This window comes from Azospirillum sp., from assembly GCF_035628975.1.
Taxonomy (GTDB): Bacteria; Pseudomonadota; Alphaproteobacteria; order Azospirillales; family Azospirillaceae; genus Azospirillum.
Map to the genome: position 1 here is coordinate 34,936 of NZ_DASPIS010000093.1, position 16,134 is coordinate 51,069.

13 protein-coding genes are annotated in these 16,134 nt (G+C 69.3%); 4 read left to right on the top strand and 9 right to left on the bottom strand.

Features of this window, described 5'->3' with window-relative positions; all coding sequences use genetic code 11:
- Positions 1 to 122: 122 nt before the first annotated feature.
- From VD964_RS19890 to VD964_RS19900, 3 genes are all read right to left on the bottom strand, one after another.
- Positions 123 to 1,085: a quinoprotein relay system zinc metallohydrolase 1 gene (locus VD964_RS19890; RefSeq protein WP_324870241.1), complete on the bottom strand. Its 963-nt coding sequence runs from the start codon at positions 1,083 to 1,085 to the stop codon at positions 123 to 125.
- Positions 1,082 to 1,936, bottom strand: a complete 855-nt coding sequence (locus VD964_RS19895; RefSeq protein WP_324870242.1) for a quinoprotein dehydrogenase-associated SoxYZ-like carrier — start codon at positions 1,934 to 1,936, stop codon at positions 1,082 to 1,084. Before VD964_RS19895 ends, VD964_RS19890 begins: the two co-directional genes overlap by 4 nt.
- Before the next feature lie 139 nt (positions 1,937 to 2,075).
- The gene (locus VD964_RS19900) at positions 2,076 to 2,930 is read right to left on the bottom strand and encodes a substrate-binding periplasmic protein (RefSeq protein WP_324870243.1); all 855 of its coding nucleotides are present in this window, start codon (positions 2,928 to 2,930) and stop codon (positions 2,076 to 2,078) included.
- Positions 2,931 to 3,150: 220 nt separating this feature from the next.
- Here VD964_RS19900 and VD964_RS19905 point away from each other — a divergent pair, with 220 nt between their 5' ends.
- Genes VD964_RS19905 through VD964_RS19920 form a run of 4 tightly spaced genes read left to right on the top strand, consistent with a single transcriptional unit; the run spans position 3,151 to position 6,930 of the window.
- On the top strand, positions 3,151 to 4,356 hold the full coding sequence (locus VD964_RS19905) for an ABC transporter substrate-binding protein (protein WP_324870244.1): 1,206 nt from the start codon (positions 3,151 to 3,153) through the stop codon (positions 4,354 to 4,356).
- Positions 4,353 to 5,333: a YVTN family beta-propeller repeat protein gene (locus tag VD964_RS19910; RefSeq protein WP_324870245.1), complete on the top strand. Its 981-nt coding sequence runs from the start codon at positions 4,353 to 4,355 to the stop codon at positions 5,331 to 5,333. The genes VD964_RS19905 and VD964_RS19910 overlap by 4 nt, the downstream gene beginning before the upstream one ends.
- 20 nt (positions 5,334 to 5,353) lie before the next feature.
- A complete protein-coding gene (locus VD964_RS19915) occupies positions 5,354 to 6,130 on the top strand; it encodes an ABC transporter ATP-binding protein (RefSeq protein WP_324870246.1) in 777 nt (258 codons plus the stop codon).
- The gene (locus tag VD964_RS19920; RefSeq protein ID WP_324870247.1) at positions 6,127 to 6,930 is read left to right on the top strand and encodes an ABC transporter permease; all 804 of its coding nucleotides are present in this window, start codon (positions 6,127 to 6,129) and stop codon (positions 6,928 to 6,930) included. The genes VD964_RS19915 and VD964_RS19920 overlap by 4 nt, the downstream gene beginning before the upstream one ends.
- 4 nt (positions 6,931 to 6,934) lie before the next feature.
- Here the strand turns inward: VD964_RS19920 and VD964_RS19925 are convergent, their stop codons facing one another.
- From VD964_RS19925 to VD964_RS19950, 6 genes are all read right to left on the bottom strand, one after another.
- Positions 6,935 to 7,633, bottom strand: a complete 699-nt coding sequence (locus VD964_RS19925) for a 2OG-Fe(II) oxygenase (protein WP_324870248.1) — start codon at positions 7,631 to 7,633, stop codon at positions 6,935 to 6,937.
- Positions 7,630 to 8,745, bottom strand: coding sequence for a bifunctional DNA-binding transcriptional regulator/O6-methylguanine-DNA methyltransferase Ada (ada, locus tag VD964_RS19930; protein WP_324870249.1), 1,116 nt, complete (start codon positions 8,743 to 8,745; stop codon positions 7,630 to 7,632). Before ada ends, VD964_RS19925 begins: the two co-directional genes overlap by 4 nt.
- A 93-nt stretch (positions 8,746 to 8,838) precedes the next feature.
- On the bottom strand, positions 8,839 to 12,285 hold the full coding sequence (locus VD964_RS19935; RefSeq protein ID WP_324870250.1) for a DEAD/DEAH box helicase: 3,447 nt from the start codon (positions 12,283 to 12,285) through the stop codon (positions 8,839 to 8,841).
- 120 nt (positions 12,286 to 12,405) lie between these two features.
- Positions 12,406 to 13,191 (bottom strand): hypothetical protein, encoded by a 786-nt coding sequence (locus VD964_RS19940; protein WP_324870251.1) that lies wholly within the window; start codon positions 13,189 to 13,191, stop codon positions 12,406 to 12,408.
- Between the two features lie 184 nt (positions 13,192 to 13,375).
- Positions 13,376 to 14,563, bottom strand: a complete 1,188-nt coding sequence (locus VD964_RS19945) for a polysaccharide pyruvyl transferase family protein (protein WP_324870252.1) — start codon at positions 14,561 to 14,563, stop codon at positions 13,376 to 13,378.
- Positions 14,564 to 14,759: 196 nt separating this feature from the next.
- Entirely contained in the window at positions 14,760 to 16,073 is a 1,314-nt protein-coding gene (locus tag VD964_RS19950; protein WP_324870253.1) for a glycosyltransferase family 4 protein, read from the bottom strand.
- Between the last annotated feature and the right edge of the window lie 61 nt (positions 16,074 to 16,134).

The following is a 16,134-nucleotide window of genomic DNA, read 5'->3' on the forward strand; positions in this document are numbered from 1 at the left end:
GGGACGGGATCGGGGCGGCTATCAGGATGTTGGCGGCCGCAAGGGCCGCGTCGCTTCACGATATCGGCAGTGTAGACGGATGATCGGTCGGGTAAATTGTCGGATAGTAGCAGGCGCAAGCGTCAATTGACTCTGGGAAGGCTCTCCTGCTCGATCTTCGGCCAGAGATGGGCGACGGAGCGGCGATACTCTTCGCGCAGCACGTCGAGCACTGCGAAGCGTTCCGGGATCGGCAGTTCCAGCGCTTCCGCCATGTCCATGCCCGACTCTATCGCATGGCGCAACGTGCCGTCCAGCCAGGTCAGCCAGTCGCGGGTCTGGGCGACGCAGGTCTTGTCGGGGCGTATATGGCCGTGGTTGGGCACCAGCAGCCGGATGTCCAGCGCATCCACCGCGTCCAGCTCCTTCAGCCAGTCGGCGATGGAGGCATGGGGCGTGGTGGGGGTGCGGTTGCAGAAGACGACGCCGCCGGCGAACAGCACGCCCGTCGTTTCGTCCAGGATCATCAAATCGGCGGCGGTGTGGCCGGCGAGCGGGATCAGCCGCAGCCGGTGGTCGCCGAACCTGACGGTGGAGCCATAGACCGGTTCGGTCGGAACCGTCACCTCGGTCCCGCGCATCCAGTCGCCGACCAGCCGGTACATGTTGTCGGCGATGCCGCTCCCCTCCTCCTGGATGCCGGCGATGGTGCCGGGCAGCGCCGCGAGCGGCACGTCGGCGAAGGCCTGGGAGCCCAGCCAGTAATCGGGGTGCAGGTTGCTGATGAAGACCTTGCGGATCGGCTTGTCGGTGACCTTGCGGATGGCGGCGCGCATCTCCTCGCCATAGCGGCGGGACGGGCCGGTCTGGATGACGATCACCCCGTCGACGGTGACGATGAAGCCGGAATTCAGGATGTTGCCGCCGTTGGCGCGGGTGAAATGCTTGGTCGATCCCTCGAACACATAGGTGTCGGGTGCGATGCGCGTCGGCTTCAGGTCGTAGGTCAGCGGTCCGGCGGCCTGGGCGGCGGCAGTGAGAGCCGTGGTGAGACCGGCGGCGAGAGCGGCGGCCAGCGCCAGCCGGCGCAGGAGCTTCGTCGTCATTGCCCGACACTCCGCAGCGGGTCGCCCGGGCGCAGCGTCATCGCCGGGCGGGCGCCGGGCGGCGGCATCGGGATGATCGCGTCGATCTCGCCGCCCTGGTTGTCGCGGCCGCGCAGCACCAGCGCCTTGGCATCCGGCGGCGGGCGGAGATCCAGCGAATAGACCGGGTTTTCCGACACCGGTTCCAGGCTGTCGATCCGCGCCAGTTCGGACGGGCCGCCGGGGGTCTGCGCCTGCACCGTCAGCGTCTCGACGAAGAAGGCGGGGATGCCGTCGACGAGGCCGGTGTCGTTGGGATGCCGGATGCGCAGCCGCAGCCGCGCCACCCCGTCCGCATCCGCCGGCCACAGCCGGGCCTGCACCTCGCCGACATGGTCGGCCCAATCCTTCTGCGCGTAGGACACCGGCGGGGCGCTGCAGCCGCCGCCCGCCGCATCGACCAGGACGCCAGACACATGCCACACGCCATCGGCTGTCCGCGCCGCGCCGCGCACGGCGGTCGCCTGCTGGATCTTGATGCGGGTGGCGATGTAGGGCGCGGCGGTGCCGGGGTGATAGCGCAGGATCAGCGGGAAGGGGTTGAGGTCTGCGATCGCCAGCATCTCCACCACCTGCCCCAGGGCCGTGGCGTCGACGGACAACGGCACGGCGCGCGTGTCTTCTGCCGAGGCGGGTGCCGTGACCTTCACCTTGTCATCGAACACCACCGGTGCGCCGGCGAAATACTGCTCGCGCAGGGCCTCCCACATGACGGAGTTCAGCGGATCGGACGGAGAGGCCGCGGCGAAAGCCGGGGTGGCTGACACCAGCAGCGCGGCGCTGAAGCAGATTCCGATCAAGGCGTGTCGCATGCAACTCCTCCCAATCGGCAGCATCCCCCTCTCCCCCCCGGGGAGAGGGGGATGCGCTTTAGGATTTTTGCAAGAGTTCCGCAACGTTTCCCCCTCACCCTAACCCTCTCCCCGGGGGGGAGAGGGGATTCTAGGAGCTTCACTCCACCAGCGGGGGTGGGGTGTGGGTGACGCCGTAGCTGGCGAAGATCCTCGCCATCGTCCCGTCCTCGGTCAGGGCGGCCACCGCGTCGCCGACGGCATAGACGAGATCGCGGGAGTTCTCCTTGGTCGCCATGCCGACGTTCCAGCTCGACGTCATCATCCCCGGCAGGGTCACGGTGGTGATGGGGAACTGCTCCGCCCGGGCGCCAAGTGCCGCCTGCACCTGGCTGAGCGGCGCCAGCACCGCGGCGGCCTCGCCCGCGATCAGCTTCTCCACGGCGGCCTCGGGTGTCGGGCAATGGATGATGTGGCTGCGCAGCCGGCCGCCCTGCAGGCCCAGCAGGAAGAAATCGGGGATGCTGTCGATCTCCACCGCGATCGGCTCCTCCGGCAGGGTCGCCAGCATGGCGGAGCGCACCCGCTGCGGATTGCGGGCCAGCGCGAACACCTCGTGATGATAGGGGCCGAACAGCACCGCCTCCGGGTTCATCAGGCCGAACTGCTTGTCATAGGGGATGTGCATCATGATGTCGGCCAGCTCGCCGCCGAACAGGCTGCCGCGCCAGACCGCGACGCGCAGGTCGTCGGACACGGTCTCCCCGGCGATCTGCTCCACGATGTCGGCCTTCACGCCCAGCTTTCCCGCAATCGCCCTGGCGAGATCCACGTCGATGCCGACCAGGGTTCCGTCCTGCTGGAAGGAGAAGGGGCGGAAATCGCGATAGACGGCGACGCGCAGCCGGCCGCGCTCCATCACCTCGTCCAGCGGACGGGTGGAGGCACCGCGCGGAAGCGCTGCCGCGGATGCGGCAAGCCCGGAGAGAAAGCAGCGGCGGGTCACGGGCGCCATCGGAGGTTCCGGCAGTGGTTTTCTGAACGGCTGGAAGCCAGGATAGCGATTGGTCAGCAACGCCAATAATTGGACTTTCGTACAAGGCGGGGCGTGGCCGTGACCAGTCGGCGGACATCCCGCCCCCTCGGATCGCTGTCCATCCTCCCATAGTCGCATTCCGGAGACCGGATTCGCCGGATAGGCTGCACTCCAAACTGTTTGCGTTCCGACGGATACGATGACGAAGACCCGCCTGTTCCACAGCCTGTCGCTGGCCGCATTCGGCGCCGTATTGCTGGCCGGCACGCCCGTCGCCGCACAGCAGGATGCGGGCGAGATCCGCATCGGCTTCCTGTCGCAGACGCCGGAACCGCCGCCTTCCGTCGCCAATCCGGACGAGCCGGCGACCGACGACGGGCTGGCCGGCGCCACGCTCGCCATCGCCGACAACAACACGACCGGCAAGTTCCTCAAGCAGTCCTTCGTGCTGGACAGCGTGGAGGTCCCGCCTGACGGCGACGCGGCGGCAGCCCTGCGCGAACTGGCGGGTCGCGGCGGGCGCTTCATCGTCGTCGACGCGCCGGGTGCGACGGTGGAAGCGCTGACGAAGCTGCCGGAGGCGCGCAACCTGCTGCTTTTGAACGCGAACGCGCCCGACGATGCTCTGCGCGGCGCGGCCTGTGCGCCCAACCTGCTGCATGTCGCGCCCAGCCGGGCGATGCTGGCCGATGCGCTTGGGCAATATCTGGTGAAGAAGCGCTGGCCGCGCTGGTTCCTCGTCACCGGCCGCCGGCCGGAGGACAGGCTCTATGCCGACGCCGTCCGCCGCACCGCCAAGCGTGTCGGCGCCCAGATCGTGGCGGAGAAGGACTGGACCGCCGACAGCGACGTGAACCGCACCGCGGAGGCGGAAATCCCCGTCTTCACCCAGGCCAAATCCTATGACGTGCTGATCGTCGCCGACGAGGTCGGGGAGTTCGGCGATTACCTGTCCTACCGCACCGCCGATCCACGCCCGGTGGCCGGCACCCAGGGGCTGGTTCCCACGGTCTGGCACCGCACCCACGAACAATGGGGGGCGGCACAGTTGCAATCCCGCTTCAAATCGGCGGCGAAGCGCCCGATGACCGCCCGCGACCACAATGGCTGGACTGCCGTCCGCGTGGTGGGGGAGGCGGCCGCCCGTGCCCGCACCGCCGATCCGGAGCGGCTGATCGCCTTCATCCAATCGCCCGACTTCACCATGTCCGCCTTCCGCGGCGCGCCGCTTACCGTCCGTCCGTGGGACGGGCAGCTGCGCCAGCCGGTGCTGCTCGCCGCCGACCGCTCGGTCGTGTCGGTGTCGCCGCAGGAGGGATTCCTGCACCCGCGGACCGAACTGGACAGCCTGGGCTACGACCAACCTGAAACGCTCTGCAAGACGCGAGGGAAGAAGACGCCATGACATCCGCCCGCCTGCTTTGGTTGCCTTTAACGGCTTCCCTGCTGACCACCTTCCTGGCGTCCGCCGCGTCGGCCCAGACGATCTACGTGTCGAACGAGAAGGACAACAGCCTGTCGGTGATCGACGGCAAGACGCTGGCGGTGGTCGACACCATCAAGGTCGGCAAGCGACCGCGCGGCATCACCCTGTCGAAGGACGGCACCCAGCTGTTCATCTGCGCCAGCGACGACCACGCGGTGCAGGTTCTCGACCTCGCCAGCAAGAAGGTCGTGCATAACCTGCCCTCCGGCGACGATCCGGAGCAGTTCGCGCTCAGCCCCGACGGCAAGAACCTGTTCATCGCCAACGAGGACAGCAACGTCGTCACCGTGGTCGACGTGCCCGCGCGCAAGGTGGCCTTCCAGGTCGATGTCGGTGTGGAGCCGGAAGGCATGGACGTCAGCCCCGATGGCCGCTGGGCCGTCAACACGTCCGAGACCACCAGCATGGTCCACTGGATCGACGTGGAGAAGCGGCAGGTCGTCGACAACACCCTGGTCGGACCGCGCCCGCGCCATGCGGAGTTCACAAGGGACGGCGCGCAGCTGTGGGTGTCGTCGGAGATCGGCGGGACCGTCAGCGTCATCGATACCGCCACGCGGCAGGTGAAGAAGGTGGTCGATTTCCACATCAAGGGCGTCGCCAAGGACCGCATCCAGCCGGTGGGCGTCAAGCTGACCGAGGACGGCCGCTATGCCTTCGTGGCGCTGGGACCGGCCAACCACGTCGCGGTGGTGGACGCGAAGACCTTCGAGGTGAAGGATTACCTGCTGGTCGGCCGCCGCGTCTGGCATCTGGCGCTGACGCCCGACCAGAAGACGCTGTACAGCACCAACGGGGTCAGCGGCGACGTGTCGGTGATCGACGTCGACAGCCTGAAGGTGACGAAGTCGATCAAGGTCGGCCGCTATCCCTGGGGCGTCGTCGTCAAGGGGTGAAGGGTGGAGGGAGCAGCAGGATGACAGTGCCGGCACTGGAGGTGGAGGGGCTGCGCCACAGCTATGGCGGGGAGCGCAATGCTCTGGAGGATGTCGGATTCCGCGTGATGCCCGGCGCCTTCACCTGCCTGCTCGGCCCCAACGGGGCGGGCAAGAGCACGCTGTTCGCGCTCGCCACCGGACTTCTGCAGCCCAATCATGGCCGGGTGCGCATCCACGGCCACGACATGGCGCAAGCGCCCGGCGAGGCGCTGGCCCGGCTGGGGGTGGTGTTCCAGCAGCCGACGCTCGACCTCGACCTGACGGTTGTGCAGAACCTGCGCTATTTCGCGGCTCTGCACGGCATCGGCCGGCGCGAGGCCGACCGGCGGATCGAGACGGAGCTGACCCGCCTGTCGCTGTTCGAACGGCAGGGCGAGAAGGTCCGCGCCCTGAACGGCGGGCATCGGCGGCGGGTGGAGATCGCCCGCGCCCTGCTGCACCGCCCGTCCCTGCTGCTGCTGGACGAACCGACGGTCGGGCTGGACATTCCCGCCCGCCGCACCTTGATCCGCCATGTCCATGCGCTGTGCGAGGGAGAGGGCATCGCCGTTCTGTGGGCCACCCACCTGATCGACGAGATCGACCCGGCCACCGACCATGCCGTGGTGCTGCACCGCGGCCGGGTGCGGGCCAGCGGGCCGGTTGCCGCGGTGAATGCCGAGACCGGCTGCGCCACCGTGGCCGAGAGCTTCGACCGGCTGACCGCCGCCAGACCAGTCGCCGATATGGGTGCAAATGCGGAGGCCGCGGCATGAGCGGATGGTGGATCGCCTTCCAGGGGATCGTGGCGCGCGAGGTCCTACGCTTCGTTCATCAGCGCGAACGCTTCCTGGGCGCGCTGGTCCGGCCGCTGGTCTGGCTGTTCGTCTTCGCCGCGGGTTTCCGGGCGGCGCTCGGCATCGCCATCATCCCGCCCTACGAGACCTACATCCCGTACGAGACCTACATCGTGCCGGGGCTGATCGGCATGATCCAGCTGTTCAACGGCATGCAGGGCTCGCTGTCGATGGTCTACGACCGCGAGATGGGCAGCATGCGCATCCTGCTGACCAGCCCGCTGCCGCGTGGCTTCCTGCTGCTGGCGCGGCTGCTGGGCGGGGTGGTGGTGTCGGTGCTGCAGGTGGCGGCCTTCCTGCTGATCGTCCGGCTCTACGGCATCGACCTTCCGGCCTGGGCACCGCTGACCGTGCTGCCGGCCCTGCTGCTGAACGGGCTGATGCTGGGCGCGCTGGGCATGGTGCTGGCCTCCACCATCCGGCAGCTGGAGAATTTCGCCGGGGTGATGAACTTCGTCGTCTTCCCCCTCTTCTTCCTGTCCTCCGCCCTCTATCCGCTCTACCGCATGGAGGAGGCCGGGCCGCTGCTGTGGTGGCTGTGCAGCCTGAACCCCTTCACCCATGGGGTGGAGCTGATCCGCTTCGCGCTGTACGGGCAGGTGGATCAGCTGGCGCTGGCCGTGGTCGCCGGCGCCACCCTGCTGTTCGCGGCACTGGCGGTGCGCGGCTACTCCCCCGCCCGCGGCATGGGATCGCGGGCGCCGTCGGCGGCGGGATGACGGTTCACGCCGCGTCGTGGAAGATGATGGCCAGCGTGTAGCGTTCGCCCGACCTGACCGGGCTGACGCCGTGGCGGTGGCGAACCCGGTAGGGGCCGCGCGTGCCCTGGACCGGGCGCTGGTCCACCGCGAAGATCACGCCCTCCCCCAGCCCCAGCGGCACGACGGTGGCGCGCGACTGCATGCGCGGGCGCTGTTCGGTCAGCACGAACTCGCCGCCGGTGAAGCCGCTGCCGGGCTCCGACAACAGGATGGCGATCTGCAGCGGGAACACCGTCTCGCCATAGAGGTCCTGGTGCAGGCAGTTGTAGTCGCCGGGGCCGTATTTCAGCAGAAGCGGCGTCGGACGCGTCTGTCCCGCGGCGTGGCAGCGCTCCAGGAATTCCGCATGCTCCGTCGGGTAACGGGTGTCGAGCCCCATCGCCTCCGCCCAGCGGTTGGCGACCGGCGCCAGCCGGCGGTAGAGCGGCGCCCGCAGGGCGGCGATCGGATCCGGCAGCGGGTGGGTGAAGTATTTGTATTCCCCCTTGCCGAAGCCGTGCCGCTCCATCACCACCCGGCTGCGGAACGGCGCGTCCTGAGGGTAGAGGCCGGCCAGCGCCGCACAGGTCCGGGCATCCAGAAGCGGTCCGGTCAGGGCATGGCCGGCGGCATCGAGTTCCGCCCCGATGCGGTCCCAGTCCAGATCATCCACCTCCGTCATTGGGCCGTCTCCACGCCCTCGGACGCCCGTTCCCTGTCCAGCAGGTCGCGCTTGCGTTCCACGCCCCAGCGGTAACCCGACAGGCCGCCGTCGGATCGCACAACCCGGTGGCAGGGGATCGCGACAGCCAGCGGGTTGGCGCCGCAGGCCCGCGCCACCGCCCGCACCGCCGCCGGCTCGCCGATGGCCCTGGCGATCTCGGCATAGCTGGCGGTCCGCCCGGCGGGAATGGCGCGCAGGGCCTGCCAGACGCGTTGCTGAAAGGCGGTGCCGCCGATGTCCAGCGGCAGGGTCAGCCCGGTTCCCGGCGCCTCCACCAGCCCCACCACCTGCGCCACGGTCGCCTCGAAGCCTGCGTCGCCGCCGATCAGCTCGGCCTTGGGGAAGCGGTCCTGCAGGTCGCGCAGCAAGGCCTCCGGATCGTCGCCCAGCAGGATGGCGCAGACCCCGCGCTCCGTCGCCGCCACCAGGATGGAGCCCAGCGAGCAGGCGCCGACCGCGAAGCGGATCGCCTCCCCCACCCCGCCGCGGCGATAGGCGGTGGGCGTCATGCCGAGCCGCGCCCCCGCCGTCTCGTAGAAACGGCCCGACGAGCCGTAGCCGGCCTCATAGATCGCCTCGGTCACGCTGCCCGCCTCCTGCAGGGTGCCGGCGACGCGGGCGGCGCGGCGGGCCTCGGCATAAGCGCGTGGGGTGACGCCGGTCGCCTGCCGGAAGATGCGGTGGAAGTGGTGCGGGCTCAGTCCGGCCGCGGCGGCAAGCTCGTCCAGCGGCGGGACCTCCTCCGCCTCCTCGATCAGGCGGCAGGCGCGGGCGACGGCATCGGCCCGCCGCTCGGCCTGGCTCGGTCCGTCCGGGCGGCAGCGCTTGCAGGGGCGGAAGCCTGCCCGCTCGGCCTCGGCGTTGGTGTCGTAGAACACGACATTCTCCGGCCGGGCCGGGCGCGCGGCACAGCTGGGACGGCAATAGACGCCGGTGCTGCGGACCGCATAGACGAACCGCCCATCGGCGGCGGGATCGCGGCGGCGCAAGGCGTCCCAACGGTCGGATGCGGTGTCGGCAATATCGGGTGCGGCGTTATCGAGTGCGGCGGTATCTAGTGCGACGGTCATGGCTCCCTCTCCCTTCCGCGAATCATACAGGCATCACGGCGTGTTGAGGGGGCAATGTGGGCCGGCGGACGGTGTCGCGCACTCCGCCGCTTGCTATCGAATTGCGCTTTCCTTCCTTTTCTTCTGCGCCCTGCGGACGATCGCCTCGATGCAGTCCAGAACCCGTTCGGCATTGGCGAGCCGCCCGTCGGCGTCGGGAGCCTCCAGCGCGGCGGTCAGGCGGTCGTCCTGGGCGCGCAGCAGGCCCTTGGAGCGCTTCGCCAGTGTCGCCGCCCGCGCCGCGGCGCGGTCGCCGCGCAGGGTCGCCGCCACCCCGGCCGGTCCGCAGCCGAGCGAGGCGACGCCCAGCGCCCGGCATCGGCAGCGCAGGGATGCGATGGCCAGAAGACGCTCCACCGGGTCGGGCAGCGGGCCGAAGCGGTCCTCCATCTCCTCGCGCAGGGCGTCCAGATCGCCGGCCTCGCGGGTGCGGGCGATGCGGCGGTGCAGGCCGATGCGCAGCTCCTCCTCCGGGATGTAGGCGGCGGGGATGCAGTGCGGCACTGCGACCGTCACCTCCGGGTCCCAACGCTCGTCCGGCTGGCGGCGCAGCGACCGCAGGGCGTCGGCCAGGATGCGCTGGTACAGCTCCGTCCCCACCGCGCGCAAATGGCCGGTCTGGTCCTCGCCCAGCAGGTCGCCCGCCCCGCGCTGGTCGAGGTCGAGCATGCTCAGCACGAAGCCGCCGCCCATGCTCTCGATCACTTCCAGCGAACCCAGCCGGCGGGCCGCCCGCTCCTCCAGCGGGTGGTCGGGATCGGTCAGCAGATAGGCGTAGCCCTGGACCGCTCCGCGCCCGACCCGGCCGCGCAGCTGGTGCAACTGGCCCAGCCCGAACAGGTCGGGGCGGAACAGCAGCAGCGTGTTGGCGCGCGGGATGTCGATGCCGGATTCGATGATCGGCGTCGACAGCAGGATGTCGCTCTCGCCGTCGACGAAGCCCATCACCGCATCGTCCAGCGCAGCCGCCCCCAGCCGGCCATGCGCGGTCGCGATGCGCGCGGCCGGCACAAGCTCCCGGATCCACTCCTCCAACTCGCCCAGGTCGGCGATGCGCGGGGTGACGCAGAAGGCCTGCCCTCCGCGGCCGAGCTCACGCAGCAGGGCGGCGCGGGCGGTGGTGGGATCGCGCGGGGTCACCGCGGTACGGACCGGGCGGCGGCGGGCCGGCGGGGTGTCGATGATGCTGAGACCGCGCAAGCCGGCCAATGCGCCCTGCAGCGTGCGCGGGATCGGCGTGGCGCTCAGCGCCAAGCTGTGCACGCCCTTGGTCCGCCGCTTCAAAGCCTGCTTCTGCGCAGCGCCGAAACGCTGCTCCTCGTCCACCACCATCAGGCCCAGGCGCTGGAAGCGGACATCCTTGGACAGCAGGGCATGGGTGCCGATGACGATGTCCACCGACCCGTCGGCCAAACCGGCCCGCACCCGCTCGCTCTCCGCCTTGGTCATGGAACCGGTCAAGGGCTCCACCGTCAGGCCGAAGCCGGCGAAGCGGCGGCGGAACACGTCCAGATGCTGGCGGGCAAGGACGGAGGTCGGGGCCATCACCGCCACCTGATGGCCGGCAAAGACGACGGCCGCCGCCGCACGCAACGCCACCTCCGTCTTGCCATATCCGACGTCGGCGCAGACCAGATGGTCCATCGGGTGGCCCCCGCCCATTGCGTCGAGCACGGACCGGATGGCGTGATTCTGCCCCTCCGTCAGGTCGAAGCCGAACCGGGCGCCGAAGCGGCGCATGCGGTCGGCCGGCGGGTCGATGACCGGCGCCGTCTCCCGCGCGCGGCGGCGGGATTCGCGCAGGATGCCCTTGGCGGTCTCGCCGATCTCCGCCTCCAATACCGCACGGCGCTCCAGCCAGTTGGCGTTCTTCAGGCTGTCGAGCCGGGCCCCGGTGTCGGCCGAGCCGTGGCGCCACAGCCGGTCGAAGTCGGCTGTCGGAACCAGCAGCCGGTCGTCATGGGCATAGTCCAGCACCAGGAAATCGGCGGTGGACTCCCCGCCGGCGCCATCGTCCGACGCGATGGCCTCAAGCCCGACCAGTTGCCCGATGCCGTAATCCAGATGGACGACGAAGTCGCCGGTCGCCAGTTCCGACGGCGCCAGCGGCGGACGGACCGGCGTTTCCCTGCCTGCGTCGCCGGCACGGCGCGGCGCAACCAGCACGCTCATGCCGTCACAGACGAAGCCACTGCCGGTCCTGAGCGCCAGCACGGCGCAGTCGCCCGGCGCGAGCGGCGGATCCGGCCAGCGGTCCAGCCGGGACACCGGCCGCCCCAACGCCGCCTCCGCCCGCTCCGCCAATCGGTCCGCCTCGTCCGCGCCGCCACCGGGGTGGGCGGCAAGCAGCACGGCGCCGCCATCCTCGACCAGTGCCGCCCCCCGGCGCAGCAGCGTGCGCTCGGTCCGCACCGCCTCCACCGCCTGCCCGGCCGTCACCTCCACCGGCAGCGCGGTACGGGCGGCGAGCCTGTCGTCGAGGGACTCGGCATCGATCAGGCGACGTTCCAGCACCGGAACCGGCAGGATGCAGGCGTCGTCGCGGCGGATGCGGCGGTCGGGACCGGAATCGGCAAGATCATCGGCCCGCGCCTCGATCCGGTCGCGCGCGCCGGCATCCAGAACCACCAGGGCGTCCGGCAGCAGGTCCAGCAACAGCGGGCAGTCGTCGAAGACGTTGGGAAGCTGAAGATCGAAGGCGTATGGCCGCCGGCCCTCCTCCAGATCCCGCCGCAGATCCTCCGGCAGGACATAGCCGAGCTTTGCAAGGTTGGCCGCCAACCGGTCGAGCATCTCCGGCCCGACGATCAGGTCGGTGACCGGGCCGAGCGTGACCTCGTCGATGGAGGCGATGGAACGCTGGGAGACCGGATCGAACAGCCGCAATTCGCGCACCACCCCGTCGGCGATGTCGCAGCGGATCGGCCGGTCGCCGTCGCCGGGGAACACCTCCACCACGGCACCGCGGATCGCCGCCTCGCCGGGTTCGTCCACCCGCTCGTCCAGCACATAGCCGGCCTTGGCGAGCCAACCACGCCAAGCCGCCTCGTCATAAGCCATGCCACGGGTCACATGGAACCGTGCGCCAGTCCACGCTTCCGGCGGCGGCAGCCGTTGCAGGGCGAGGTCGGCCGAGGCCACCACCAGCCGGCCGGCGGCCGGCGCCGCTTCATCGGCCAGCCGCATCAGCCCGGCGGCGCGGCGCCCCAGCACGGCGCGCGACGGCGCGGCACGGTCGCCGGCGGCGGTTTCGTCGATGGGAAGCAGGACGACGTCGAGGTCCGGCGCGATGTCGCCGGCCAAGCGGGCCAGCCGGGCGGCACGCCCATCGCTGCGCGCAAGCAGCAGGACACCGCCGGGACGGCGGGCGAGCGCCGCCAGCCGGACGGCGAGTTCGCCCTCGCTTTGGACGGTCAGGCCTGTCGCGGACGGCGGCGGGCCCGGCGGAGGGAATGGCGGCGCCTCGGGAGAGGGGTCGGCGACGGGAACTCCGTCAAGCATGATGGGCAGACATGGTGGAGGGCTCCGGTCGGTGACACCGCGCGGCAGGAGGGCCGCAGGGTGTCAACACCGCCAAGCCCCTCCGGTTGCCTACCCTTCAGTCTAGCGGAACCTTCCCGGTCAATGCAGCGTCAACCAGCCCACCAGCACGGCGATGAAGGCGCCGGCCGTCGATCCCAGCACCGTCAGCAGCGGCGACCAGCCCGCCCCGCTGCTCTTTTCGGCTGCGGCCCCATCCAGCCCGCGCAGGGTCTGGTCCATCCGCATCAGGAACACTTCCAGCCCGCCGACACGCTCCGTCAGGTCATGCAGGGTGGCGGCCATTGCTTCCGTCCGCTCCGCCTGCGTGGTCTCCAGACGGGTGGCGTCGGTGCGGAGAGCCGTCACTCCTTCACCGGCATCGCGCAGAAGTCGGCCGATGGTCTGCTGTGCGGCGGCAAGCTGGCGCTGGTCGCGGCGAAGCGCGTCGATCCGCTCGCCGATGCGCTGCAGATGCGGCCCCAGCAGACGGTCGAGCCGCTGGTCTTCCGGGTTGGGCTGCGCGAAGGTCGCCGTCTCGCCGGTGGACGGCGAGCGGACGACGGCGACCACCCGCGACGGGTCGGCCCCGTCCGGCAGGGTCAGTTCGGCTTCGAAGGCATGCGCGCCGTCGCCGATGCCGCCGCCGGCCAGATCGGGCCGCGGCCGGTCTGCCAGCACCCGCGCCAGCGTCACCGGCGGACCGCCGTCCCGCTCCAGCCGCAGTTCCACCTCCAGCCGGTCGCCGGGATGGTTGCCGTCCCAGCCCCAGCCGAAGACGCGGCCACCCTGCAGGGCGTCGATATGGCCGACGATCGCAGCCCCCTGCGGCGCCTCGGCCGCGGGTGCGGGGTCGTGAAGCTCGACGATCTTGGCGGTGGCGGACATGGGACCCGTTCCGGTTGGTTGGAGTGGAGATCCCCCTCTCCCCCCGGGGAGAGGGTCGGGGTGAGGGGGGGAGCACAGGGTAGATTCTAGGGTGTAAAGGAGCTTCCCACCTGTCGAAGCCACGCGGTGCATCCCCCCTCACCCTAACCCTCTCCCCGGGGGGGAGAGGGGATGAACAGAGTTCTCACGCCGCCTTGCGGTCGGTGGTGCGGCGCAGGGTGTGGCTCGGCATGCGGTGGGGGACGTAGTTTTCGTCCAGGAACTCCCGCATGTCGCGATAGCGCTGGTAGTAGGTGCGGTTGAACTTCTCGAACAGGCTCTGGTCCCAATATTCCTCGAGGACGAAGGGCTTGTCCGAATAGACGTTGTAGCAGGGGATCGCGAAGGTCTCCGCGAACTCCGCCGTACGGCTGTCATAGCTGAAGTAAACCGACGGCGTGGCGTTCGACAGGGCCATCAGGTTGCCGTGCAGACGATAGCCCAGCACGAGGTCCTTCGACCGCACCAGGTTCTCGTAGTCGGCGACGACATCCGAGTACCACAGGCGCTCGCGGTACAGCGCATCCATCTCGTCGTCGAAATACCACTGCTTCAGCCACGCGCTGTCATGCAGGTGCGTCCAGGCCTCCGCCTTCTGTTCCTCGGTGCCCCACAGCAGCTTCTTCTCCTCGACCTCGCCCTGCATCATCAGGACCGTGTCGAAGCGGCGGGAGATGTCCTTCACGAAGTCGCGGTGGCGCTCCAGATACTTCCGCACGTCCGGCGAATAGTGCTTGGACACCTCGCGGCGCATGGTGATGCCGACCTTGCGCACGCTGTCCAGAGCCGGCAGGTCGATGCGCAGTTCCGGATCGCGGTTGCGGAAGGCGGTCGGGCAGCCGACGATGCGGGTGTTCTTGATGCCCAGGTCCCACAGCACTTCGGCGGTGTAGGTGCCGCGCACGCCCAGCGTCGTCGACTTGTCGGCGATCATCCGCCAGATGCGCTTGCTTTCCTCGCTCAGCGTCAGCTTGCCGGTGGCCGGCGCCTGGGCGCCGACGCCGAAGGCGATGACGGGAATGCGCAGCTTTGCCAGAACCTGCAGGGTCGCCGCCGGCCATTCCATCGAATCGTGGATGTAGTTGCTGCCGCGCAGGAAGACGTAATCATACTCGGCGTTGATCCGGTCGACGGCCTCCTGCCGGAACTCGCGGATTTCCAGCACGTCGAGCTTGTCGTAGGTCAGCAGCTTCAACGAAGAGTCGAAAACGAACGCGTCGCCGATGTTGTGGTAATGGTCGATGCTGCGCTGAATGTCCTGGTAGCTGTACCAGCGCACGCAGTCATGATCATAGACTTCGCCCGACGGAATCATGACGAGGATGTTGGCCACGGCGGCACTCCCTGGGTTGGGCGGCAATAAGGGTGGATGGTACCCGGATCGTCGCCGGGCGAATTCGAATCGGCGCACAGGACCTGAATGGAAGGCCCCGCAACTTTCATTCCAACATTACCAATTTATTCTGTGAAGGATGGAATGAATTATTCTGAGACTTCGAAAATATCACAGGCTATCCCATTCTTTCCTATCAGGACCGCTGCGCCACTGCCCGTTCGGGAATGGAGGGCGCCGCACCGCCGGCGGCCAGCAGCGCGTCGAACACCTCCGCATGCTGGCGCGCGCATTCGGCGCGGTCGATCGGGCGGCGGATGCGCAGGCGCAGGCGGTCCCACAGGTCGGGCGAGGTCAGCGCCTCGGTCATGCGGTCCACCAGATCCTCGACGCTGCCGTTGCGGAAATGCAGGCCGTCGACGCCGTGGGTCACCTTCTCCGCCATGCCGCCGATGTTGCTGGCGATGATCGGACGGCCGTGCAGGAAGGCCTCCTGAATGACGACGGGGGAGTTCTCCCACCAGATCGACGGGATGATCATCCAATCGACGTCCTTCATCAGGCCCGGCAGTTCGGCCGAGCGGTAGCTGCCGTAGAAGCGCACCCGGTCGCCGGCCTTCTCCACCGCGTCGTTGAAGCGCTTCTGGTAGGCTTCCGGCTGGCGTTCCAGGTTGCCGCCGAAGATCATCAGCGCACCGTCCTCGCCCCACGCCTTTTCGGAGATGCGCGACACCGCCTCCACCAGCAGGTGCGCGCCCTTGAACTCGGTCAGCTGGCCGAAGAAGGCGAAGCGGTTGCGCTTGCCGGCGCGGGTGACCGGGCGCGGCGGGGCGATGCCTTCGATGGTCAGGCCGTTCTCGATCATCCGGAACTTCTCGCGCGGCAGCCCCCAGTCGACATAGCGGTCGATCAGGAAGTTCGACGGGCTGACGTAGAAGTCCGCCTGCTCCAGGAAGGTCTTCAGGAACAGCTCGCGCTTGAAGAACTCCGCCTCGCCGATGTGCGGGAAGCAGCCGGCACAGTCGGCCGGGCTGGCGCGGTAGCACAGCGTGTTGCGGCTGGTCTTCACCATCTGGCCGTGGTGATGGCAGATCGACAGGTATTCGTGCAGCGTGACCACGATGGGCACGCGCGGCAGCGCCTGACGCACCGCCTGGATCGTCTCGATCCCCAGCCCCAGGAAATGGTGGAAGTTCACCACGTCCGGCTGAAGGTCGCGGACATAGCGGACGAAGTCCTTCTCCAAGCCCGGCAGGTTGCGGTTGGACAGGCGGAAATGGTCGTACTCGTTGGCGTAGTACAGCACCTCCCGCTCCTTCTGGCGGAGCGCCATCAGGGCGGAACCGCGATGCTGGGCGATGGGCGGCGCCACGCGGGCCAGATAATGGCTTTCCCAGCCTGGCAGGTCATGCAGGCCGTTGTGCAGGTTGTAGGAGGCGACCTCACCCCCGCCCAGCGAGAAGGAGGGGTGGCCATGGCTGATGATCAGCGCGCGCTTGGTCTTGCTCATCGGGTGACCGTTCGTCCTAAGCGGGGGGTGAAGTGGTTGTGCAGGGTGCCCGCTGTTGCCC

Coding starts and splice junctions, on each gene's coding strand:
- VD964_RS19920 (WP_324870247.1), top strand. CDS start 6,127: ATGAGCGGATGGTGGATCGCCTTCCAGGGGATCGTGGCGCGCGAGGTC.
- VD964_RS19890 (WP_324870241.1), bottom strand. CDS start 1,085: ATGACGACGAAGCTCCTGCGCCGGCTGGCGCTGGCCGCCGCTCTCGCC.
- ada (WP_324870249.1), bottom strand. CDS start 8,745: ATGACCGTCGCACTAGATACCGCCGCACTCGATAACGCCGCACCCGAT.
- VD964_RS19915 (WP_324870246.1), top strand. CDS start 5,354: ATGACAGTGCCGGCACTGGAGGTGGAGGGGCTGCGCCACAGCTATGGC.
- VD964_RS19905 (WP_324870244.1), top strand. CDS start 3,151: ATGACGAAGACCCGCCTGTTCCACAGCCTGTCGCTGGCCGCATTCGGC.
- VD964_RS19925 (WP_324870248.1), bottom strand. CDS start 7,633: ATGACGGAGGTGGATGATCTGGACTGGGACCGCATCGGGGCGGAACTC.
- VD964_RS19895 (WP_324870242.1), bottom strand. CDS start 1,936: ATGCGACACGCCTTGATCGGAATCTGCTTCAGCGCCGCGCTGCTGGTG.
- VD964_RS19950 (WP_324870253.1), bottom strand. CDS start 16,073: ATGAGCAAGACCAAGCGCGCGCTGATCATCAGCCATGGCCACCCCTCC.
- VD964_RS19935 (WP_324870250.1), bottom strand. CDS start 12,285: ATGCTTGACGGAGTTCCCGTCGCCGACCCCTCTCCCGAGGCGCCGCCA.
- VD964_RS19940 (WP_324870251.1), bottom strand. CDS start 13,191: ATGTCCGCCACCGCCAAGATCGTCGAGCTTCACGACCCCGCACCCGCG.
- VD964_RS19910 (WP_324870245.1), top strand. CDS start 4,353: ATGACATCCGCCCGCCTGCTTTGGTTGCCTTTAACGGCTTCCCTGCTG.
- VD964_RS19900 (WP_324870243.1), bottom strand. CDS start 2,930: ATGGCGCCCGTGACCCGCCGCTGCTTTCTCTCCGGGCTTGCCGCATCC.